This is a genomic window from Escherichia whittamii (assembly GCF_014836715.1).
In the GTDB taxonomy this organism is placed as follows: Bacteria; Pseudomonadota; Gammaproteobacteria; order Enterobacterales; family Enterobacteriaceae; genus Escherichia; species Escherichia whittamii.
Genome location: NZ_JACSQI010000001.1, coordinates 287,687 through 312,042, shown reverse-complemented (window position 1 = coordinate 312,042; position 24,356 = coordinate 287,687). Strand labels below are relative to the sequence as shown.

The window sequence follows — 24,356 nt, the reverse complement described above, 5'->3', positions numbered from 1 at the left end:
GATGACTACACGCTATTTTTCGTCACTTATTGAACAATCGTTGTCTCGTTCAACTGAAGCAACGCTCAGTATCATGGGCGTTACAAACCCGCAGTTGCGTGAACATCTCGCGCAGCAAATGGGGGCTGATTGTGGGAAACCGGGCTCATTCCTTGCTTCTCCGGTATTCCAGCAAATGTTTGGCTGGAAGGAGTCAAACCACACGATGCGCAGCCTGACGGAAGGCAACGCATTGTTGAGCAAAGCAGTGGTTGATTCACTGGATGATCAGAGTAATGGCCGGTACCGGTTTGGTGCTGACTGGAAGCCTTTTACGCACCAGTTAGCCAGTTGGAAAGCTTTGCTGGAAAAGAAACATTCGGTGGTGGTAACCAGTGGTACGGGTTCAGGTAAAACGGAATGTTTTATGGTTCCGGTGCTGGAAGATCTCTACCGGGAATTGCATGAAAACGGCAACAATCCGTTGGTCGGTGTCCGAGCCCTTTTTCTCTATCCATTGAACGCCCTGATCAATTCACAGCGCGAGCGTCTGGATGCCTGGACGCGTGGTTTTGGTACTGGGATCCGCTACTGCCTTTACAACGGCAACACCGAAAACCTACACGCTTCGGTAAAAAGCGAACAGGCAAAAAGGCCGAATGAGGTGCTCTCGCGCGAAAAAATGCGTGAAGAACCAGCTCCGATTCTGGTGACCAATGGCACGATGCTGGAATATATGATGGTTCGCCAGATCGACGCCCCAATTATCCAGCAATCCAGAGAACAAAAATCACTACGTTGGATCGTACTGGATGAAGCTCATACTTATGTAGGGTCGCAGGCCGCTGAACTGGCGCTCCAGCTGCGTCGTGTGATGACAGCGTTTGGCGTGACACCAGATGACGTGCGCTTTGTAGCGACCTCTGCGACCATTGCCGGCAGCGATGCTGAAAAACAGCTGAAAAAATTTCTCTCTGAGTTATCTGGTATTCCGCAGGAGCGCATCGATGTTCTGGACGGAAGTCGGGTGATTCCTGAGCTGGAACCGTGCAAGAACGTTTCTATTCCGTTAGACGAAATAGAGCAAATACCTGATGAGGATATAAAAGATAAAAATAACAATAAAATTAAAGGAATAAGTCCGGATCGCTTTTATGCGCTCACGCACTCCCCCGAAGCGCGTTACATACGTGAGATGTTGGTCAAACAGCCCAATCCAATGAGGCTGGATGAGATGATGCAGCGGTTAAATGCTTTGACTAAAAAGCATTACAGCCAGCAGGAAGTACTGCGTTGGATCGACGTCTGTTCAGGTACCCAACCTAATGCAAAAGCTCCCGCATTTCTTAAAGTCAGGGCGCATATCTTCCAGCGTAATACCCAGGGAATATGGGCTTGTGTTGATAAAGATTGTAAGTTAAAGCACGGTACACCGCTCGAAAAAGGCTGGCCCTTTGGCTATGTATATGTGAACCAGCGACAAAATTGTGACTGTGGAAGCCCTGTATACGAAGTTGCATTCTGTAATGATTGTAATGAGCCTCATCTTCTGGCACAGGATAAAAAGGGCAAACTAGTCCAGTGGGAAAATAAAGGTGGCGATGAATTCTCTTTGCAGGATGAAGTACCTGTTGAACATGACGCTACAGCGGAAAAAGTCGAAAAAGAGAACGGTTTCCTGCCTCCGTTGATTATTGCCGCAGAAGAGAGCAGCGAGACAGGCTATACCCTACAACGCCTCGACCGCCAGACGCGCCGTATTGGCGTTATTAACAATGACAGCATTCCGCTGATTATTAATGATAAAAAGGTTTGTGGCGCCAGTGGCTGTGGCTACAGCGGCGTGAGCGGGAAACAGCCCTTCCGGCGTGCATTATTAGGAGGGCCATTTTACGTTACTAACATCGTGCCCACCGTTCTTGAGTATTGTCAGGACTTTACCAGTGATGAAGGCAAAGAGGGCGTCGGACCAGATTCGTTGCCAGGGCGAGGACGTCGACTCATTACTTTTACGGACAGTCGACAAGGTACAGCCAGAATGGCGGTGCGTATGCAGCAAGAAGCAGAACGCAGTCGCTTACGTGGAAGCGTAGTCGAAATTCTGAGTTGGCATCAACGGACACAAACGTCCACAGCGCCGAATGCCAATGCCGATTTGGAAAAATTAGCGGCCAGGGCGAAGCAAGCCCGTGAGCAGGCAGAAGAATATCGAAGCTGGGGATTGCCGGACCAGGCTAAATTGTCGCAAGCGCAGGCTGAACAGCTTGAACAGGCTTATCAGGCTGCAACCGGTGGGAAAGCCGCGACTATTCTGGTATCCCGAACCTGGACAGAAATGGTTAACGAGCTTAAAGAGAGAGCCGATATCCGCGGGCCGGTTCTGCAATATAACCATTATCTTAAGCCTGAAGTTTTTAATGAAAACGGCGGGCCTCTAAAGCTTTCGGAAATGTTGTTGTTCCGGGAATTCATGCGTCGCCCTAAACGAACCAACAGCCTGGAAACACAGGGGCTTGTTCAGGTTGGTTACCTGGGACTGGAGAAAATACATAAGATCCCTCTGCACTGGCAGGAAAAAGGATTAACGCTGGATGACTGGCGCGATTTTCTCAAAGTTACGCTGGATCATTACGTTCGTGAGAGTAACTTCACACAGTTGGATGATGAGCTGAAAAACTGGATCGGTAGCCGTTTTTCATCAAAATTCGTCCGTAACCCGGAATCAAAAGATCCTGAAGATAATCAGAACAGACGCTGGCCTCAAATTCGTAATGGCAATATAACCCATCGTTTAGCGAAGTTGCTGATGCTGGGAGCCGGATTCAAAACCGTCAATACGGCGACTATTGATATTATCAATACATGGCTGAAAGAAGCATGGGCCCAACTTACCGGACCGCTTGCAGTACTGAAACCCGATGGCAACCGTTTTTATTTACCGAAAGAGCATATGACTTTTTCTTTAATCACGGATGCCTGGATTTGCCCGGTAACCAATAAAATCCTGGATACGGCTTTTAAAGGCTTAACCCCTTATCTGCCTACCCATATTTCGTTCGAGCATCTTACCCAGGTGCAATATGACAGTTTTGTCGCGCAGAAAGTCACCATGCCGGAAATCTGGAAGCTGGATCGTTCACAGGAAGACTACGCAGAGGGTCTGGCAAAAGCACGCGACTGGGTCAGCAATGATCCGCTGATCGCACAATTGCGGTCAGAAAACGTCTGGACAGACATTAACGATCGTGTCGTGGAAGGCGGCTTCTACTACCGTACAGCCGAGCACTCAGCCCAGCAGTCTTCAGAGCGCCTGCAAAGCTATGAAAAGATGTTCAAGAATGGGCAACTTAATGTTCTCAACTGTTCAACCACCATGGAAATGGGGGTTGATATCGGGGGCATTACTGCGGTGGTAATGAACAACGTTCCGCCACATCCGGCCAACTATTTACAGCGCGCCGGGCGAGCCGGGCGTAGTAAAGAGTCGCGTGCGATCTCTTACACCCTATGTAAAGGTAACCCACACGACCAGCAGGTTTTTGCCAACCCGCTCTGGCCGTTTGAAACCATGATCCCGGCACCCATGGTTGCGATGAACTCCGCTCGACTGGTGCAACGTCACGTCAATGCATTATTACTGTCCGACTTTTTATGTAACGTTATTGGCGAAACCGATAAAGAGAAAACCAGCCTCGATAGCCTCTGGTTTTTCGGTGAAGATGACGGGCAATCAAAATGCGAACGCTTTAAAATCTGGCTGGAACGCCCGGTTCTTGATATCGACACGGCGCTGGAACGGCTGGTGAAAGGTACGGCGTTGCATGGCGCAAGAGCCGAACATCTGCGGGATAAAACAATCAACGCGATCACCTTCCTGCAACAGCGGTGGCTCTCCGTTTATCGCGATCTCGTGGCCCAGGAGCGTGAGTCGCAGCCGCAAACGCCTTATCGTAAGCGCATAGAGCTGGAGAAGAAACGGCACTGTGGCGAGTATCTGCTGCGCGACCTGGCTGCCAGAACCTTCCTGCCGGGATACGGCTTCCCGACAGATGTAGTGACGTTTGATAACTTCACGATGGAAGATTATATCCGCGAAAAATCGCAGAAAAGTCGTGATAAAAAGGACCGTGAAGATAACGTCTCCCGTTATAAAGGATTACCTTCCCGTAACCTCGGTGTTGCCATTCGTGAATATGCGCCGGGAGCAGAGATCATTCTTGATGGCCGTGTCTTCCGCTCTGCCGGTGTCTCACTGCATTGGCACAATATCAATGCCGATACCAATGAAGCCCAGCGTCTGGATTGTGCCTGGCGCTGTCACAAATGCGGGACCATTGGCTATGAAGAGGGGATGAGCAGTTCCGGGATGCTCTTTTGCTCCAATAGCGCCTGTGGCGAAAAAATAATCATGGATAATCGCCGTCAGGTGCTGCAGCCTGCCGGGTTTGTCACCGATGCACACGCTCCGGTAACGAACAATATTGAAACCATGAAATTCGTCCCGGTTGTCCCCGCCTGGGTCTTTGTTAAAGCAGAGCCCGTACCGTTACCTAACCCGCTAATGGGTTATATGGCTTCTGGGGCTGATGGGCATGTTTTCCAGCAAAGTCTGGGGGAAGGTGGACACGGTTATGCATTGTGTCTGAGCTGTGGCCGTGCGGAGTCGATGCTGAATGAAAATGATGCGCCGAAAAGTATGGAAGCTCACTATCCACCGCGTCCGGGTAAAGCGGACCGCGACAGCCAGAATCATCGTCTGATTTGCCCAGGTTCGACGGCACTCATGAAGAACGTCACCCTGGGCGCACTGGCGCGCACCGATGTCTTTGAAATGGTTCTGCGCAAACCGCAAAACGGCGAGTATCTGCCAGATAACACAGAGGAGGGTCGGATTGTCGCCATGACTCTGGCGGTTGCTCTGCGTCAGGCGCTGGCGGGCGTTCTGGGTATCTCCGCCGCAGAACTCGGCTATTCTGTACGTCCGGTCAGACTGGAGGATGGGCAATCGGTATTAGCCGTTCAGCTTTATGATGTGATCAGCGGTGGTGCAGGTTTTGCCTCCAGCGCACCGGTACACATTGAAGCTATATTGCAGGGAATGGTGAAACAGTTAGGCTGCCGCCATTGTGATACTGCATGTAGTGAATGCCTGCTTGATTCCCAGACTCGCCACGATCACGATTTGCTGGACCGCAAAGCGGCACTGGCCTGGCTTGGCGATGACTTCACGTATTACATCGGTTTACCGGATGAAGAGACATTCTCGCTGCCGGATACCCGCTACTGCCCTGGCGCTATTGGCGATACGATTCGCCGGGCGATTAACGAAGGTGCTGAAAAGCTTACCCTGTGGATGACCGGCGCGCCCAATGAGTGGGATTTATACGCCCGTCAGTTCCGCGCGGCTATTCAGAGCTATCGGCTAAAAGACAACGTCGAGGTCGATCTTGTTATCCCTGCGGGAGTGGATGACCCGGATCTGTTGCATGAACTTTCGCAATTTGCTGCGCTGGGTGTGCGGCTGTGCCATGTTGAGCAGGAGCTGCAATTACCGATTGTTGCCCAGGTCACCTTTGCCGATCGCGTGATGACGCTGGCCTCTCGCAGCCAGCAGGCAACGATTCCGGGGCCGGAGTGGCACCTGAATGACGAACTGGTGGTGCGTAGTCTCGGTTATAAAACGGTAGAACTGAGCGAGTTTATTCTGCCGGCTAAAGCCGCCAACGCTGTCGAGCGGGTCAAAGACATTCAGATCCACAAACAGTTGAATGGACCACTGTCGCAGTTTGGGCAACGCTTCTGGGACGTGCTGTTTAACGACCATGAAGAAGCGCAGTCACTGATGAAAAACACGCGAATTACCGGCGTTCACTATACCGATCGCTATCTGCAAAACCCGGTTGCGCTGGCGTTGTTGGGGTCAATTCTGAAACCGCTAAAAACAAAGCTGACCGATGGCGCTGAAGTGGCGCTGGATACGCTGTTTAAAGATAAAGATCGCCCCGGTAACCGGCCTTTCCATGACTGGATGAGCATAGCGGATTTTCAGGATTTCGCTGATCAGTGGTTTGCAGCTGCGCTGGGCAGGCCGGTAGAGCTGACGGTGTTCGACTCGCCGCGCGATATCCCTCACCATCGTAAACTGACGGTGACTTTTGAAGATGGTCAGGTATTGAAGATCCGCTTCGATCAGGGGATGGGCTACTGGCGTATCAACTTTGCATCGAAATGGCATTACTTTGACTTCAGCGATGACGTTTCTTTCCAGTTAGTCAAAATGGCTCAGGCCTGCAATGAAGGAAATGTGGCCAACAGCGAAGAGAGCTGGGCAACGGATGTGCTGGTGGAGGTGATCGCCTCCTGATGATGAACCGCTCCCGACGTCGTGTCGGGAGCGTTTTTCCATTCATGCAACTTTCTGTTTACCCGCAATCACCCCAATAAACTCCTGCACCTGCTTTTGTTTACGCGCCGACAGCTTGCACACCTGGCGCAGCGACTGCATCAGTTCGCTCTCTTCGGCGGCGGGGGGTTGGGCGGTGAGGACAATACAGCCTTCCATCACTTTGACGTCTACTGCCGTACCGGTGGCAAAACCGGCGGCTTCCAGCCACTGACCTTTCAGGGTGATGGCGGCAATACGGCTGTAATCCGGGTAGCGACTCGCATAACTCACGGTTAATTGACGGTTATTTGCCGGGGAGACTTCTGCTTCGAACGGTTGTGCAATAGAATGCGTGTCAGTCATGATTACTATTCCTTAGAAATAGGGATTGTGATGAGCGGTGCGGGTGTGTTGGCGCACATCCGCACCGCGCTAAATACCTGGATATATCATCAGTAAATACAGGGAAAGTCCAGCTAAAAATAGAATAAAATGGGCAGTTTCTGGAATGATTTAAATATATTTATGTGAGTTATGATTGGCATGAAATAATAAAAAGCGCACCGGAAAGGTGCGCCAGAAAATAATGATCAGGATTTTTTACGCGAGGCTTTTTTACCCCCGCTGGCTGCGCGTTCAGCTTTGATTTTTTCCAGCAACGCGGCGGCGCTGTTTTCTCCGCTGATTAATTCCGGGTTTTCGGCCCGCCACTGGGCGGTGAGTTCACCACGGAACGCTTTTGCCAGGATGGATTGCGTCAGGTTGTTGACGCGGGCCAGGGCGTTGTTGACCTGTTTTTCTATGGTGTCGGCGTAGGCGAAGAGTTGCTCGACGCGGCGAACGATTTCGTGTTGTTCGGTAATATTGGGAACATTAATCAATAGTGCTAAAAATTTCTTTTGGGTTAAATTCATACCGCTATCAGATGTACCAGTTTTTATTTTCTCAATGATATCTAAATACTGAGGTGAATTTAGACACCAGTTTAGAAACTTACTGGATATTTTGTTCGGTTGTACACGAACCCTGTAGACTTTATCGCATATCATTAAGTATGGATAATCTTTATCAACAATACAAGTAACTCCACACCTTACTCGAGGCCCAGCCCTGGTTATTAAAATATCATCAGCTTTTAGTGATAAATGAAATCTTGGTGTAAGAGATTCAGGTAATTTTTTGTTCCCTTTGCTTACGAAGTATCCTGGTTGTATAGCCGTGGTTTTTATTACACCCCATTCGTACTCATTAGCTGGATGATTTTCACATTTCGGACTCCAGCCTTGATCTATACTTTGAATCAACTCTTCTAAGGTTATAAAAACAGGCGGAGAAATTTTTAAGCTATCCCTCCATTCTTCTGTTAAATTTCCTTTTATTGCAGTCGCCAATACCGCCTGACGAAAACGTTTCAGGATTTGTGGGATTTGCTCAAGACGTGCTTTGGTGCTGTCTACCTGCGCCAGCAGCGTATCAAGTTTTTCAGCAATGATTTTTTGTTCTGCCAGAGGGGGAAGAGGCACCTGAACCTTTTCTAAACCTTGTCTGGTTATTTGTGGCTGGGCTGAACCTGAAATCGCATCTTCTAAGCCTCTTGCTTGAAGTGCGTATTTTAGAAAATGTAGGCCTATTAAATTTATTGGCTGATTGTCTAAAGCCATCGCATTGCCATTTATATAAGAAAATGGCTCGGATATATGAATATTGCCACAGGTTGCCCCACGGCAAGTTAACATAATGGTCGGATTCTCATGTGTGTATTCGCTATAAAATCCTATTTTCCCATTTGCACCATATACAGTATAACCACAGGGAGTAAGATCTTTTACAGATATAGTTTTCCATTGTTTTGGGTATACCATATCTTTCAAAAAAGGTGTTTCCCACTCCTGAGGTAAAGAACCTGAAATATATCCAAGTGACATTATTTCACCCCACCAAACGCTTCTTCCAGTAACTGACGCTGCAAATCCGCCTCATCGCTCGCTCCCAGTTCACGCATCAGCGCATCCAGTTCGCCCAGCGCCTGTACCAGTTCGCCCATCGCTTCTGCCGCTAATACATCCGGCTCCGGCAGGCTGTCGGCATCAATACTGTCTTTATCTTTCAGCCAGGAGATATCCAGCGAATCGGATTTCGCTGTGCGGATCCACTCGCGGCTGAACTTGCGCCAGCGGCTGGTAGCCAGATGCTGATCGGTATTTTTGTTCTCTTCGCTGTCGGCAACTTCCGTCTCTTCGGCGTTAAAACTCCATTCCCCTTCAGTGCGCGGGCTTAAACCGTGTGGGTCTTCGCCATACACGCGCTCAAACGGCTGCAAATGCTCGTCGGTAAACGGCGTGCGTTTACCAAAACTCGGCATATTGGTACGCAGGTCGTACACCCACACGTCGTCGGTACAGTTCTTATCCTGATTTGGGTTCGCCACCGTCCCTTTGGTAAAGAACAGTACGTTGGTTTTCACGCCCTGCGCGTAAAAAATACCGGTCGGCAGACGCAGGATGGTGTGCAGATGACACTTATCCATCAGGTCACGACGAATGTCGGTGCCTTTACCGCCTTCAAACAGCACGTTATCCGGCACCACGACCGCCGCACGACCGCCAGGATGCAGCGTTTCGATAATATGCTGCATAAAGCACAACTGTTTGTTGCTGGTCGGGTGAACAAAGGTGCGGGTAATGTTGGTGCCTGCGGCGCTGCCAAACGGCGGGTTAGTGGCGACAATATGCGCCTTCGGCAGGTTTTCACCGTCGCTGCCCAGAGTGTTGCCCAGACGGATTGCGCCGCCGTGGTCGAGGTTGCCTTCAATATCGTGCAGCAGGCAGTTCATCAGCGCCAGACGACGGGTGCCGGGCACCAGTTCGAGGCCGATAAACGCGCGGTGGATCTGGAAATCCTGCGTGTCGCCATCAAGGTCGTCCAGATCGTTAGTCTGCGACTTAACGTAGCGGTCGGCTTCAATCAAAAAGCCCGCTGTACCTGCTGCCGGGTCCTGTACCACTTCACGCGGCTGCGGTTTCAGCAGATGAATAATGGTTTTAATCAGCGGACGCGGGGTGAAGTACTGGCCCGCGCCAGACTTGGTTTCATTCGCGTTCTTTTGCAACAGACCTTCGTACATATCGCCGAAGTCATCGCGCGACTTACCGTGTGCGCCGTTGTACCAGTCCAGTGAATCCATATTGCTGACCAGTTCGGTCAACTGTTTCGGCTGGGTAATGGTGGTGTTGACGTTCTGGAACACCGCCTGCACCAGCTTTTGATTGTCGGCGCCCAGATGCACCAGCAGGTTACGGTAGAACTGCAACTGCTCCTGGCCGATACGGGATTTCAGGTCATCCCAGCGGTAGCCTTCTGGCAGGTATTCCGCTTCCTGTCCGGTTTCTTTACACATTTTCAAAAACAGCAGCGAGGCGAGTTCATTGACGTAGTTTTGATAGGAAACGCCGCCATCGCGCAGGTTGTCGCACAGCTTCCACAGCTTGGCGACCAGATCGTTATTGTTCATTGTGAGTTCCGTAAATTAAGCAGCGGCCCGCATTGTTTGGGGCCGCAGAAAAAGAAATTGCCGGGGGTAATATACACAAAATCATTCAGGTTGCATCAAGGTGGCAAGCGAGTGAATCCCCGGGAGCGTACAGAAGTACGTGACCTGGGTGAACGAGCGCAGCCAACGCAGAGGCAGCCTGAAGGATGAAGTGTATACGTGTCAGGCCAGCTCGTCCCAGATATAATCGCTGAATTTATCGAGCAGGTTGTCGAGATTATCGTCAAAGGTTCTTTGCAGCATTGCCTTCCCGCCACGGCGGTGGAAGTTGCCAGTTTTGAAGACATCGTCGTCGAGCACCACTTTCTCTTTCAGCGCCTGCGCTAAACGATCGAGCCAGTTTAATTGCTCGCTGCTCCAGTCGTTTTCGCCCTTAATGCGCGTCAGTGCGTGATCGACACGTTCCTCAAATGGTTTCAGTGCATCGCCCACCGCAGCGCGGCGAATATGTCCAATCAGCCGGGCGGCGATATCTTCATTGCGCGTCTCTTTCCACGCTTTGCGCAGGGAAGATTCCTCAAAGTGCTGGCGGTCAAACCACTCCTGTAGCTCGACCAGCCCTTTACGGGTGAGATCGCGCGGGCGATTAATCACCGCCTGCAATGCCGGTTGTGCGTTCGGGGAACGTTGCACCAGCGAGTCAAAGGCTTCGAGGAAATCCTGCGGCGTGTCGTAATCACCGTACAGCGATTTTACGCTCACCACCTCATCGTCGATATCGAGGAAGATCGGCGCATCATTCAGGTTGTTGATGTCAGTTTTCAGCTTTTCCAGACGGGCAATAAAGCCAGGCAGTTTATTAAAGACTTCGGCGCTCCAGTGCGGCCCTTTATCCCGCAGGCGTGAGGCGAAGCCGTTAAAGTTCACCCCCGCCGCGTCCTGGCATAGCTCATCCAGACGACGCACCTGTTTATCTATCGTTTCGCTGCGGTCACGGTTAAACGTGGCCAGACCGATGATGCGCTGGAGCTTCGCCACCAGTTGTTCATGGCTGTGCTCGGCAAAGCTGCGGCCATCCGCTTCGGTGATTTTATAGGTTTCTGAATCGGTAATTTCGTTGACCAGCGTTTGCAGTTCCACCTTCGGGCGCACCACTACCGGACGCATGGTGTCGACGCTCTCCAGCGTGCTGTAGATATCGACACAGTCGAAAATCTTAAAGCTGGTTTTATTCACGTCCGGGCATAAGCGCGTGGCGCGGCCTTTCATCTGCTCGTACAGAATGCGGCTGCGTACTTTACGCAGGAACACGATGTTACAGATCGACGGAATATCGACGCCGGTCGTCAGCAGGTCGACGGTTACCACGATATTGGGCAGCCGCTCTTTATTGAAGCGGGTGATCATGGTCTGCACTTTGCGCGCGTCTTTATCGGCATCACCGGTGATCTTGATGATCGCGTCGTGCTCCAGTTGCGGATACTTTTTCTTGAACGCGGTACGCAGCTCTTCCACCACCATATCGGCATGAGCATTGGTGACGCAGAAGACCAGCGTTTTTTGTGACCCGGTCGGGTCAAGGTAATTGGTGAGCTCGTTACAGACGGCGCGGTTAAACGCCGGGATCACCAGGCCACGGTTAAAGTCGGCGACCTCAAAATCCTGATCGTCTTCCAGGGTGTCGTTGATCACTTCTCCCTGCGGGCTGATGCGCTCTACCTGCTCGCCTTTGGAGAGATAAACCCCCTCCTGCGCGTTGCGGGTGGTGATCTGAATAGGCGGATCCTGGTCGATCAGAAAACCGTCGATAACCGCGGTACGGTAGGTATAACGGTAAACAGGCTCGCCGAAAATCTGCACCGTATGCAGCGCCGGGGTGGCGGTGAGGGCGATTTTTACCGCATCGAAGTGATCGAGAATGCGACGGTAGGCAGAAACGTAATCCAGCTGACTGCGGAACTGCAGTTCGCCTTCGGTCTGCTCTTTATCGAGAATATAGCCGCGATGCGCTTCATCGACGACGATACAGTCGTAACGGGCCACCGGCATCGGTTCATCTGATTGCAGGGTGCGTTTCACCAGCGACTGTACGGTGGCAACGTGAATTTTGGTGCTGTCTTCCGGGAATTTATCCGTCAGACCTTTAATGTCGAAAATGCTGTTAAAGGTGTCGCCGTTAATACGCGTATCTTCAAACGCCCCCAGCGCCTGCTCGCCAAGAGAACGGCGATCGACAAGGAAGAGAATGCGTTTAAAACGCTGGGACTGGATCAGGCGGAACATCATGGCAATTGCGGTGCGGGTTTTACCAGTACCCGTCGCCATCGCCAGCAGGATTTCTTGTTGACCCTTGACGATTGCCTTTTCAACCGCGCGGACGGCATCTTCCTGATAATAACGCAAGCCCAGCTCGCTCATGCCAGGGTTATCGGCAAACCACTGATTCTGTTTTTGCGGTTCGCTGCCGAGCATTTCCAGCAGCTCTTCCGGGCGATGCCACTCGGGTAAGGCTTTCGACATATTGCGGGTATCACGCACGTCGCGATACCAGATGCCGCTTTTAGTCTTCATCGCTGCGCGGTATTCGCGCCCGTTGGTCGAGTAGCAGAAGGGGATTTTAAACCGTTGTTGGCCGCTGGTGTCCTGCCAGCTGGTTTCATACTCTGGCACCGCTTCATGCACTTCATCCGGTGAGTAGTGCTCAAGCAAGGTTTCCCGCAGGAAGCCATTATCGAAACATTTACTGTAGCGATAAGACTCATTGAGCTTGGCGGGAACGTCGATATTGTTACGTTTCGCCTCTACCACTGCGATAGGCTTGAGGCCGACAAACAGTACATAATCCGCAAAGCCCTGTTTACCCGTTTCATCTATCCCGGTCGGCCATTCGGCAATGGCTTTATTGACGCCGGGTTCAGGGCGTGCGCCTTTGGAGAAGCGCAGGGCTTTACTGTCGGCCTGCCAGCCCGCTTTACGCAGTTGGGCATCAATCAGGAAGCGGCTCTCTTCTTCGCTAAGGTTGAGTGTGCGCTTGATGGCCTGATCGGTAATTTCTTTGTGGTAAGCCTTACGTTCCTGTTCGGTCTGTTTGGCCAGCTCCGCGTTCTTCTCGGCGAGCTGTGCTTCCAGTGCCGCAAGGCGAGCCTGGGTTTGCGCTTCGGTTTCCTGTTGTTTGCCTTCCAGAATGGCGATATAGCCGTTCAGGGCAACCAGTTTCTGCTGCTGCGCTTCGACTTCAGCCTGAGTCTGCGCTTTTTCTCGCGCCTGCTGTTCAAGCTGTTGTTTTAGCGTCAACACTTCCTGGTGATAGAGGTTTTCACCACGTTCCGGCAACACAAACACCGGCACCGGGAAGTCATAATCTTTGGTGACCAGACGGTAGTACCAGACAGCCAGACGGAAGCCGAGCCGCAGGCACATCTGGGCATCGTCGAGATCGTTATGATATTCGTGCACCGCCTGGTTACCAATGCGGCGTAATTTGTGGAATACAGAGAGGATGTTGTCATCAACGAAGGCGATTTTGCCGAGTTCGCGCAGGAGATCGTGTTGATTCTCACAAGGGGGGATGTTGAGTAACAGACCAAGATGTTTTGCTGTGGCTTCTCCAAACATACGCATTTTAATCAGCGTCGTGTTGGGATCATCCGGGTAGTTATTTTCCGCCGCACAGGCGATGGCATAAGTGAAGTCGTTGACACCCTTCAGGAATTCAAAATTGGATTTATTCATCATTCTTATTAATCCATTGCAGTGTGGGCCTGTCCAAATATTTAAGGCCCATAACGTCTTATCTTAACTTTCTGTACCTTCCCGGGCAATGACCGGAGTCACAGCAACTGACTCATTTCTAAAGTGTTCGTCTATTTTGGTAGTGCTATAGTAGCTGAAAAACATCTACCTGATTCTGCAAGGATGTACTATGACGGTCCCTACCTATGACAAATTTATTGAACCTGTTCTGCGTTACCTGGCGACAAAACCGGAAGGTGCAGCCGCACGTGATGTTCACGAGGCTGCTGCGGATGCATTAGGGCTGGATGACAGCCAGCGAGCAAAAGTCATTACCAGCGGACAACTTGTTTATAAAAATCGTGCAGGCTGGGCGCATGACCGTTTAAAACGTGCCGGGTTGTCGCAGAGTTTGTCGCGTGGCAAATGGTGTCTAACCCCCGCTGGTTTTGACTGGGTTGCGTCTCATCCCCAGCCAATGACGGAGCAGGAGACAAACCATCTGGCCTTCGATTTTACGAATGTCAAACTCAAGTCACAGCCGGATGCCGTCGATTTAGAGCCAAAAGCCGACACTCCCGATCATGAAGAACTGGCAAAGAGCAGCCCGGACGATCGGTTAGATCAGGCGCTAAAGGAGCTTCGCGATGCAGTGGCTGATGAGGTTCTGGAAAACTTATTGCAGGTTTCTCCTTCGCGCTTTGAAGTTATTGTTCTGGATGTTTTGCATCGCCTGGGGTATGGCGGCCACCGTGATGATTTGCAGCGTGTTGGCGGTACCGGAGATGGTGGTATTGATGGTGTAATCTCGCTTGATAAACTGGGCCTGGAGAAAGTTTATGTTCAGGCAAAACGTTGGCAGAACACCGTAGGCAGGCCAGAATTACAGGCGTTTTATGGTGCACTGGCTGGGCAAAAAGCGAAACGTGGGGTGTTTATTACCACTTCTGGATTTACGTCGCAGGCTCGTGACTTTGCCCAATCCGTCGAGGGGATGGTGCTGGTTGATGGGGAACGCCTGGTGCACTTAATGATCGAAAACGAAGTAGGGGTTTCTTCACGTTTGTTGAAGGTGCCGAAACTGGATATGGACTATTTTGAGTGAAATATCAGGCCGGATGCGCTGCGCTTATCCGGCCTACCAGCTCTTACTTCCTCAACCCCGCAAACGCCGCCCTTATCTCTTCCTCCGGCAACTGAATCCCGATAAACACCATTGTGCTATGCGGTTTTTCATCGCCCCACGGGCGGTCCCAGTCGGCGCTGTAGAGGCGCTGGACGCCCTGGAACAGCAGGCGGTTAGGTTCGCCGTCAATCCACAGCATCCCTTTGTAACGCAGCAGTTTATCTGCCGACTCCAGCAGCAGATTTTCCATCACCCGGGAAACTTCGCTGATATCTACCGGGTAATCCAGTTCCACCACAATCGATGAAATATCGTTTTGTTTATCCGCGATAAAGTGGAAACGCGGTTTGGTGCTGACGACGTTCTCTTCCAGCATAAAACCATTGGTGTTGAACAGCAGACCCAGGTCGATATCGCCGTGGGTGACGGTGTAGACCGGTGCACGGGCGTTGATGCGCGCCAGTCGTTCACGCAGTTTTTCTGCTTCGCCAGCGACGTCGGTTTTAGTCAGCAGAATACGGTCGGCGTAGCCAACCTGGGACTGGGCGATGGTGAACTGGTTCATCTGCTCATCGGCATGTACCGCATCCACCAGCGCAATCACGCCGTCCAGCAGGTAGCGCTGGCATAAAACCTCATGGGAGAAAAAAGTCTGAATAATCGGGCCGGGGTCGGCCATGCCGGTGCATTCAATGACCAGACGGTCGAACTGAATATTGCCCTTGTCGAGATTGTCCAGCAGGTCAAGTAGCGCGTCCTCCAGCTCGTTGGAGCGCGAACAACAGATGCAGCCGTTGGTCAGCGTTTTGATCTGCGTGGCGCGGTCGCCAATTAATTGATCATCAACGGAGACTTCGCCGAATTCGTTTTCAATCACGGCAATCTTGTAGCCGTGCTGTTCGTTAAGAATATGGCGCAGCAGGGTGGTTTTGCCCGCGCCTAAAAAACCGGTGAGTAGGGTAACTGCAATCGGGTTCATGCTCTCTCCATTAACAACAGCGCATACCGCCTTTACCATCGCCGCCGTAGCGCGCGTTCTGGCGTTCGCGGAAGAATTCTTCATAGCTCATGTACGGCTTGTCGGGATGGTTGGTCTTCATATGCTCGACGTAGTTGTCGTAGTCTGGAATGCCAATCAACATCTTCGCCGCCTGGCCGAGATATTTTTTTGCCTGTCCTAAGTTACCAAACATTTTGCCTTCCAGATATGCGTAAAGCCCGGAAGGTCCGGGCTGAGGATTTGCCGGATGCGGCGTAAACGCCTTATCCGGCCTACGATAGACATTTTGTAAGCCGGATAAGGCAACCTGTTAGTGGTGCGAAGAGATCTTCACGCCGCCTTCCGGGATTGGAACGTACGGTGTTTCTTTGTCAGTACGTTTGTCGCTGTTACGCACCGCAAGCCAGGTTTTGAAACCGTAGAAGATGATGCTGTACACCACAATCAGGAACAGAATACTCAGGCCTGCGTTGGTGTAGTTGTTCACAACGATGTGGTTCATGTTGGCAATCTGCTGCGCCGTCAGGTCAGTACCGTTAGCAATCTTCTCTTTGTACTGGCTTGCCATGTAGAAGAAGCCTTCCATCTGCGGGTTGGTGCTGAACAGTTTCAGGCCCAGCGCCCAGGTGGTGCAGATAAGCAGCCATACAGCCGGAACAACAGTTACCCAGATGTATTGAGTGCGCTTCATCTTAATCAGCACAACGGTGCCCAGTACCAGCGCCACGGCTGCCAGCATCTGGTTAGAGATACCGAACAGCGGCCACAGGCTCTTAACGCCGCCCAGCGGATCGACCACGCCCTGATACAGCAGGTAGCCCCACAGACCCACACAGCCCGCAGTACCGATGATACCGGCAACCAGAGAGTCAGTTTTTTTCAGGAACGGGATGAAGTTACCCAGCAGGTCCTGCAGCATAAAGCGGCCAGAACGGGTACCGGCATCCAGCGCGGTCAGGATGAACAGGGCTTCGAACAGAATACCGAAGTGATACCAGAAGCCCATGTCAGCCATCGGCAGCACTTTGTGGAACACATGAGCGATACCTACCGCCAGCGTCGGCGCACCACCTGCACGGTTCAGAACAGAAGGCTCACCAATGTCTTTCGCGGTTTGCAGGATCTGCTCTGGCGAAATCACGAAGCCCCAGGAGCTGACGGTCGCTGCCGCGTGTGCGGTAACGTCTTTCAGCTGCGCCATGATGATCGGCGCGTTCTCACCACCCATTTCATGCAGGTTAGGCATGGTGATGCCGAGGCCCGCAGGCGGGGTGTTCATCGCGAAGTAAAGACCCGGTTCGATGATGGACGCCGCAACCAGCGCCATAATCGCCACGAAGGACTCCATCAGCATTGCGCCGTAGCCAATGAAACGCGCGTCGGTTTCGTTAGCCAGCAGTTTCGGCGTTGTACCGGAAGAGATCAGCGCGTGGAAGCCAGACACTGCACCACAGGCGATGGTGATGAACAGGAACGGGAACAGAGCGCCTTTCCACAGCGGGCCAGTACCGTCAATGTACTGGGTCATCGCAGGCATTTTCAGTTCCGGGTTCAGCACGACGATACCCAGCGCCAGGCCGACGATAACGCCGATTTTCAGGAAGGTGGCCAGATAGTCGCGCGGTGCGAGGATCAGCCACACTGGCAGCAGTGCGGAAACAAACGCATAGCCAATCAGCGCGAAGGTAATGGTGGTGTCTTTAAAGGTCAGTGCCGGACCCCAGTACGGGTCGTGAGCAATCACGCCGCCGAAGTAGATAGAAGCGACCAGCAGCACGATACCAATGACAGAGACTTCACCCACACGCCCCGGACGAATAAAGCGCATGTAGATACCCATAAACAGCGCAATCGGCACGGTTGAGCAAACGGTGAAGACACCCCACGGACTTTCGGCCAGGGCTTTAACCACAATCAGCGCCAGGACGGCAAGGATGATGATCATGATTAAGAAACAGCCAAACAGCGCGATAGTTCCCGGTACTGGCCCCATCTCTTCTTTGATCATCTCACCGAGAGATGCGCCGTTACGGCGAGAAGAGATAAACAGCACCATAAAGTCCTGAACCGCACCGGCCAGCACTACCCCCGCCAGCAGCCACAGTGTGCCAGGCAGGTAGCCCATCTGCGCGGCGAGAACCGGGCCAACCAGCGGACCAGCACCGGCGATAGCGGCGAAGTGGTGACCAAACAACACGTAACGGTTGGTCGGAACGTAGTTCAGACCGTCGTTGTTAATAACCGCAGGTGTCGCGCGCGTGGGGTCGAGTTTCATCACCTTCTGGGCGATGTACAGACTGTAGTAGCGATAAGCCACCAGATACACTGACACAGAGGCGACCACAATCCACAGGGCGCTGACGTGCTCCCCCCGACGTAATGCAACTACCGCGAGGCAGAATGCACCGATGATTCCGAGAATCACCCAGGGTATGTGCTTGAATAGTTTTTTCGTATCCATAGTAAAACCTGCCATTTTACTCGTCGTCTTTTGGCTTACAGGTGCGGCAACTGCGTTCGTTCACCCCTGTCACTTACTTTTGTAAGCTCCCGGGGATTCCCTCACTTGCTGCCTTCCTGCAAACCAAAATCCATAGAGTAATTTGTTAATCATTGGCCGAAGCCGTTCTAGGTTTGCGTTGCGTTTGAGGAGGTAAATTGACCGCTATCCTGCTGTGATGTTGCCAGAGTTACGCGCGCGTAAAGTAAGGTAAATAACTGAGTGGTTATATTAGGGACGTAAGCGGTCAGGAATGGCGGTGAGCGGTTGGGCAAGAATTATTCATTAGGCTAATATGTGATTGAGATCACAATAAAAATGCCCCTTCGATAATTAACCGAAGGGGGCGTTCTTAGAAGAGAGTATCCAGCTCTGCCAGTACGTTGTAGTCGTCATCAGTCAATAACAACGTTTTCCATTTGTCGAAGGTCAGGCACGGATGGGAAGTGCCAAACACCAGAATATCCCCCACCTGCACGTCGCTGTTGGCAGCCAGTTGTAACATGCAGTGCTGATCCATAATGCCAACACTGTGAATAGCCTCAGGATTAAACGCCAGTGATTTACCCTCGCGATAGTGGGCGACCGGTTGCGGTAATCCGGCGTCGAAGGCGCAATCACGTTTACCAAAATTAACTACCGCCCGATCTGCTTCCGGCACCGATTGCACCATAGCCACCAGCTCCAGCGCAGATGTGAGATCGCCTGCCAGATCGCAAGCCACCGGATCGCGGGCGATCAATTGCTGTTGTGCCGCGTCGTAGATCCCTGTGTCATGGGTGATGTAACAGCCTGGGCGAATGACAATGCGGCAGTTATCAGGTTTTTCTGCCGCCAGCCAGATGTTGCACACCACGTCATACCAGACCGTGCCTGCTCCGGTGAGAATAAATTCGCCATCAACCAGGTAAGCCATATCACAAGCCAGTTGTGCGGCATCCCGCAGCAGTGTTTCTACCTGCGGTTGCGGATCTTCGCCGTGTAAAACACCTTCATATAGCTCAAGCCCCCGCAGACATAAACCTGGTAATTGGGCCGCCTGTCCAGCCAGTGCCAGTGCGGCATCCGTTGAGCGGCAACCACAGCGCCCGCCGGGAACACCCAGCTCAATCATCACGTTCAGCGTCTGTTGCTGGCTGGCAAAAAAGGCAGACAAAGCGCGGGCGTTCTCAATGCTGTCAATGCAGCAGATAAAATCGACCGTCGGGTAATGCCGTTGCAACTGGGCGATTAGCTGCATATTCGCCTTGCCGACCAATTGGTTAACCATCAGTACACGCAGGATCCCGCTCGCCATTGCTGCACCAGCCTGCCATGCGCTACCGACACCTATTGCCCAGGCGCCTGCTGCCTGCTGCGCCTGAAAAATCCACGGCGTCATGGTGGTTTTACCGTGCGGTGCCAGTGAAACGCCGCGCGCGTCAGCATAGCGTTGCATCCACGCAATGTTGTTCTCCAGAGCCTGCTTTTTAATGATCGCGGTAGGTAAACAAACATCTTCGGCAAGGATATTTGCGGGCGTTTGCATCAGGGCTGATTTATGGGGAACCAGAGGTTCGGAGTGGTATTTCATAACATTCACCTTTTGAAGATTTCAGCGTATCGGATGTGAGTATCATTTGTAACTAAATGAAATATAAATGTTTAGTTTATTTGTCTTATGGTTTATGAATAAAAGTATCATAAAATCATCTGGGTTTTGCGTAGTTTTCCACTGTTTTTCATCCTTGTAAATGGTTAACTTGTCACCATTGCAGAAATGGAGTGACGAACATGCAGATTGACTGGTTAATCAAAAATGTGACGGTTATCGACGGTAGTGGCGGCCCTGAATTTCGCGCTGACGTGGCAATAACAGGTGACCGGATTGTCGATATTGCCCCTGCGCTTAACGTTACGGCGCAGCAGGTCATTGACGGTGAAGGACGGGTGCTGGCACCAGGGTTTATCGACGTTCATACCCATGACGATATCAACGTTATTCGCATCCCGGAGTATCTGCCAAAAATCAGCCAGGGGATCACCACTGTGATTGTCGGCAACTGCGGGATCAGTGCCGCGGCAGCGAAAATGAAAGGCGAAGTCCCTGACCCGATGAATCTGTTAGGGGAAGCGGAGCACTTTATTTATCCCACCGTTGAAAGCTATGCCCAGGCAGTGCAAGCAGCCAGGCCATCACTGAACGTTGGCACGCTGATTGGTCATACTGCGCTGCGTAATAACCATATGGATGACCTGTTTCGCCCGGCAACAGCGGATGAAATTGCCGCCATGCGTGCTGATTTACGTCTGGCGTTGAGTCAGGGGGCGCTGGGGTTAAGTTCCGGGCTGGCCTATGCCACGGCGTTTCAGGCGACCACCGAAGAGGTGATGGCGCTGGCGGAAGAACTGGCCGGTGAGAAGGGCGTTTATACCACCCATCTGCGTTCTGAATTTGAACCCATTCTTGATGCCCTGGATGAGGCGTTTCGCATTGGGCGTCATGGCAAAGTGCCTGTCGTGGTTTCCCACCATAAATGCGCCGGGGCGAAAAACTGGGGGCGGACAAAAGAAACGTTGGCCTTTTTTGACCAAATGCGTCAACACCAGGAAATTGGCTGCGATGTCTACCCTTACTCGGCCAGCTCTTCAACGCTGGATCTCAAACAAGTCACCGACGAATTCGATATTGTGATCACCTGGTCACAAACACATCCGCAGCAGGCCGGGAAAACACTGGCACAAATCGCCATCGACTGGCAGATGAGTATGCTGGAGGCCGCGAAGCTGCTAATGCCTGCCGGGGCTATCTATTACAACATGGATGAGCGCGATGTCCGCCGAGTGTTGAGTTATCCGGTCAGTATGATTGGCTCTGACGGTCTGCCCAATGATCCCATGCCGCATCCGCGTTTATGGGGCGCTTTCCCTCGCGTGCTGGGTCACTATTGCCGTGATGAAGGCTTATTCCCGCTAACCACCGCTATCCACAAAATGACCGGGCTTTCTGCCAGCCGTTTTCGTCTGCCCCTGCGTGGGCTGGTGAAAGTCGGTTATTTTGCTGACCTGGTGTTGTTCGATCCACAAACCATTCGTGATGTTGCCAGCTTTTCTGATCCCAAACGCCCGGCAGATGGCATTGAGGCGGTGATGGTGAACGGCGTTATGAGCTATGGTCGCGATAAACAGATTACAGGCCGTGCGGGACGTTTCCTGCGCCGCCAGACCTCACATTAAGGAGTGAATATGAGCATTAAACGTTACGGTACGGAAGGTGGAACAGGCACTGGTGGGCAGCATTTGCCGTTTGCCAGGGCGGTTGAGGCGGGCGGCTGGTTGTACGTCTCCGGGCAAACACCAATGAAAAACGGTGAAGTGGTAGAAGGCGGTATCGTTGAACAGTCACGACTGGCAATCCAAAACTGTGTCGACATCATGACCGAAGCCGGTTATAGCCTGGCGGATGTGGTTCACGTGAAAGTGATCCTGACCGACGCCCGCTATTTCCCGTCATTTAATAAAGTATTCAGAGAATTTTTTGGCGAGAATCCGCCTGCACGTATTTGTTGTGTGGCTGATCTGGTTGTCGATTGTAAAGTCGAAGTCGATGTGACCTGTTATAACGCGACCCGCTAATAAATTTAAGAATTAAAAAAATAGACCGCAATTGAGTGCTGAATACATTCAGCACTCCGGGAACCCTTACATTATTCTCTCTCTACTGGCAGGATGTGAATTATGAACAGTCATATCTTTTTAGTCGGCTTTATTATTTATGCCATCGCCATGATTTGGCTTGGTTGGTTTGTTTCTCGTAATCAGAAAAGCGGAGAAGATTTTCTGCTGGGCGGGCGTTCGCTACCGCTGTTTCTGACGCTGGGCTCAACCGTTGCCACGATGGTTGGCACGGGGTCCAGTATGGGCGCGGTAGGCTTTGGCTACAGCAATGGCTGGGCCGGAATGCTTTATGGCGTCGGTGGGGCCGTAGGTATATTGCTGGTGGCGTGGCTGTTTGCTCCAGTACGTAAATTACGTTTTATGACCATGAGTGAAGAACTCTCTTATTATACTGGCGTGAGTCATTTAATTAAAAATATTGTCGGCCTGATGATATTTATTGCCTCTATTGGTTGGCTGGGAGCGCATATTTTAGGTGGTAGTATGTATCTTGCCTGGGCAACGGGTATCGATCTTACTGTAGCAAAATTAATTATCGCCTTAGCTTTTGCGATATACGTTATTATCGGTGGTTATTCGGCGGTAGTGTGGACAGACACCATTCAGGCATTAATTCTGTTCTTTGGTTTTATATTAATGGCTATTCTTGCCGTTGTTCACGTTGGCGGCTGGAGTGCGATTGAACAGGCGATGGACCCAAAAGCGATGAGCCTGTTTGCGATTGATAAAATGGGCGTGTTGCCTGCGCTTTCGCTGGCGCTGGTTATTGGCGTAGGTGTGCTGGCAACACCGTCCTATCGCCAGCGTATTTACTCGGGTAAAGATGTTTCTTCTGTACGCCGTTCGTTTGTCATTACTGGCGTGTTGTATCTGTTCTTCTCGATTCTGCCTGCCATTATCGGCATGGCGGCGTTCACCATGAACCCGAATCTGGAAAACAGCAACTACGCCTTCTTGTTCGCCACCAGTTTTCTGCCGCCATTGCTTGGGCTGGTGGTACTGATTGCCGGACTTTCTGCCACCATGTCATCCGCCAGCTCTGATGCCATCGCTGCGGTGGCAATTATGATGCGCGATGTCTACACCATGATTACCGGCAGAATGCCGCCGGAGAACAAGGCAATCACTTACTCACGCTGGATGTTGACCTTTGTTATTGGCCTGGCGCTGGTCTTTGCTCTGACCTCTAACGACATCATCAGCTACATTACCAAAATGATTTCGATGCTGATGTCCGGGCTGTTTATCTGCTCGATTCTCGGTCGCTTCTGGCTACGTTTTAACTGGCAGGGCGCGTTGGCGGCGTTAGTGAGAGGTATGGCGATGTCAATTGTGGTGCTGATGAATGCCGACTGGCTTGCGTACTGGGGTAACCCGTGCATTCCGTCAGTGCTGGGAAGCCTGGTCGCTGGCGTACTGGTGACGCTGGTAACGCCAGCAAGCGAGGTCAGCCGGGAAGAAGCTCTGGCTATTATCACCAATGAGCGTGAAAACCAGAGCGTCGTGATCACCAAACCTGAAGAGGCATAACCGATAGTGCTAATCGCCAAGTGGCTGGCGGTTAGCGCCACCCCGGTGGCTGTCTAATGCCAGTTTTATCCGCCGCAGGCGATCTTTCGCCTGCGCTTTATTTGCCATAGCCAGCTCTGTTGCCAGCACATCGATCATCGCGAGCATTGCGTAACGGGAAGGCGTGGGCTTAAAAATGTAATCACTTTCCTGAACCAGCAATGGCAATACCAGATCCACCTGTTCTGCCAGTGGTGTTTGTGCAGGCGTAATGGCGATAACTCGAGCGCCGTACTGACGGGCGATAGCGGCGCTTTCGATGATTTCTGGCGTATAACCACCGAGAGAAAGAACTATCACCACATCCTGCGGCATAACCGCAGAGCACATCATTCTCATCATCAGTGAATCGTTCTGACTGACCACTGGTAATCCCAGGCGGAACAGACGGTACTGGATCTCCTGCGAGCAGATGGTAGAACCGCCGCCAGTTCCCAATGCAAGAATTTGCCGCGCCTGGCTTAACCAACTGACCGCCTGACTGATGGCGTTCATATCCAACGAGCGACGATGCGTTTCCAGCACGCTGATAATTGATTCGTAGATCCCCTGAACACCGTCAAGATCCGGTACATCGAGAATAAACCGCTGCCCGATAGCCAGTGACTGCGCCAGTTTGACTTTCAGTTCGCGGACATCTTTGCAACCCAATGCCCGGGCAAAACGTGTCACGGAAGCCTGGCTGGTTTGCGTTAACCGCGCCAGCTCGGCGATAGGCAGTTCCACGGCTGCGGAGACGTCATCAAGAATAAATTGTGCGATACGCTTTTCAGTGGCGGTTAACGCCATAAACCGTTCGGTAATGCAGGAGATGATATCGATGCTATAAGCCATGGGAGTATCACTGATTCAGTAAAAACTGGTACTTTGTATCATAAAGAATCGCTCCAGAGTGTGACCCTCATAAAAAATGTAAGT

The 24,356-nt window shown here is 51.8% G+C and carries 14 protein-coding genes; 5 read left to right on the top strand and 9 right to left on the bottom strand.

Annotation, left to right across the window (positions count from 1 at the left end; translation table 11 throughout):
* Window position 1 precedes the first annotated feature (1 nt).
* Window positions 2-6,343, top strand: coding sequence for a DEAD/DEAH box helicase (locus H9644_RS01385; protein ID WP_191772788.1), 6,342 nt, complete (start codon window positions 2-4; stop codon window positions 6,341-6,343).
* Between the two features lie 42 nt (window positions 6,344-6,385).
* Here H9644_RS01385 and symE read toward each other — a convergent pair whose 3' ends face one another.
* The 4 genes from symE to hsdR form a co-directional block, all read right to left on the bottom strand.
* Window positions 6,386-6,727 (bottom strand): endoribonuclease SymE, encoded by a 342-nt coding sequence (gene symE / locus H9644_RS01380; protein WP_064530236.1) that lies wholly within the window; start codon window positions 6,725-6,727, stop codon window positions 6,386-6,388.
* A 227-nt stretch (window positions 6,728-6,954) separates the two neighbouring features.
* On the bottom strand, window positions 6,955-8,289 hold the full coding sequence (locus H9644_RS01375) for a restriction endonuclease subunit S (protein WP_064530237.1): 1,335 nt from the start codon (window positions 8,287-8,289) through the stop codon (window positions 6,955-6,957).
* The gene (gene hsdM, locus H9644_RS01370; protein ID WP_064530238.1) at window positions 8,289-9,875 is read right to left on the bottom strand and encodes a type I restriction-modification system methyltransferase; all 1,587 of its coding nucleotides are present in this window, start codon (window positions 9,873-9,875) and stop codon (window positions 8,289-8,291) included. The genes H9644_RS01375 and hsdM overlap by 1 nt, the downstream gene beginning before the upstream one ends.
* A 201-nt stretch (window positions 9,876-10,076) precedes the next feature.
* Window positions 10,077-13,589 (bottom strand): type I restriction-modification system endonuclease, encoded by a 3,513-nt coding sequence (gene hsdR / locus H9644_RS01365; protein WP_191772786.1) that lies wholly within the window; start codon window positions 13,587-13,589, stop codon window positions 10,077-10,079.
* Between the two features lie 187 nt (window positions 13,590-13,776).
* On the opposite strand from hsdR, the gene mrr reads away from it, so the two are divergent.
* The gene (gene mrr / locus H9644_RS01360) at window positions 13,777-14,691 is read left to right on the top strand and encodes an adenine/cytosine-specific restriction endonuclease Mrr (protein ID WP_001517695.1); all 915 of its coding nucleotides are present in this window, start codon (window positions 13,777-13,779) and stop codon (window positions 14,689-14,691) included.
* A 43-nt stretch (window positions 14,692-14,734) separates the two neighbouring features.
* Here the strand turns inward: mrr and yjiA are convergent, their stop codons facing one another.
* From yjiA to H9644_RS01340, 4 genes are all read right to left on the bottom strand, one after another.
* Window positions 14,735-15,691 carry a GTPase gene (yjiA, locus tag H9644_RS01355; RefSeq protein WP_001600951.1) on the bottom strand — a complete coding sequence of 319 codons (957 nt, stop codon included), beginning with the start codon at window positions 15,689-15,691 and terminating at the stop codon, window positions 14,735-14,737.
* Window positions 15,692-15,701: 10 nt separating this feature from the next.
* Window positions 15,702-15,905, bottom strand: a complete 204-nt coding sequence (locus tag H9644_RS01350; RefSeq protein ID WP_000467859.1) for a YbdD/YjiX family protein — start codon at window positions 15,903-15,905, stop codon at window positions 15,702-15,704.
* 117 nt (window positions 15,906-16,022) lie between these two features.
* Window positions 16,023-18,173 (bottom strand): pyruvate/proton symporter BtsT, encoded by a 2,151-nt coding sequence (btsT, locus tag H9644_RS01345; protein ID WP_001298933.1) that lies wholly within the window; start codon window positions 18,171-18,173, stop codon window positions 16,023-16,025.
* Between the two features lie 391 nt (window positions 18,174-18,564).
* Window positions 18,565-19,785 carry an amino acid deaminase gene (locus tag H9644_RS01340; RefSeq protein ID WP_064530241.1) on the bottom strand — a complete coding sequence of 407 codons (1,221 nt, stop codon included), beginning with the start codon at window positions 19,783-19,785 and terminating at the stop codon, window positions 18,565-18,567.
* A 200-nt stretch (window positions 19,786-19,985) separates the two neighbouring features.
* On the opposite strand from H9644_RS01340, the gene H9644_RS01335 reads away from it, so the two are divergent.
* From H9644_RS01335 to H9644_RS01325, 3 genes are all read left to right on the top strand, one after another.
* Complete coding sequence (locus H9644_RS01335) at window positions 19,986-21,428, top strand: N-acyl-D-amino-acid deacylase family protein (protein WP_064530242.1); 1,443 nt, start codon at window positions 19,986-19,988, stop codon at window positions 21,426-21,428.
* A gap of 9 nt (window positions 21,429-21,437) precedes the next feature.
* Complete coding sequence (locus H9644_RS01330; protein ID WP_064530243.1) at window positions 21,438-21,827, top strand: RidA family protein; 390 nt, start codon at window positions 21,438-21,440, stop codon at window positions 21,825-21,827.
* Window positions 21,828-21,929: 102 nt separating this feature from the next.
* On the top strand, window positions 21,930-23,399 hold the full coding sequence (locus H9644_RS01325) for a sodium:solute symporter family protein (protein WP_191772784.1): 1,470 nt from the start codon (window positions 21,930-21,932) through the stop codon (window positions 23,397-23,399).
* A 9-nt stretch (window positions 23,400-23,408) separates the two neighbouring features.
* Here H9644_RS01325 and H9644_RS01320 read toward each other — a convergent pair whose 3' ends face one another.
* A complete protein-coding gene (locus H9644_RS01320; RefSeq protein ID WP_064530245.1) occupies window positions 23,409-24,272 on the bottom strand; it encodes a MurR/RpiR family transcriptional regulator in 864 nt (287 codons plus the stop codon).
* Between the last annotated feature and the right edge of the window lie 84 nt (window positions 24,273-24,356).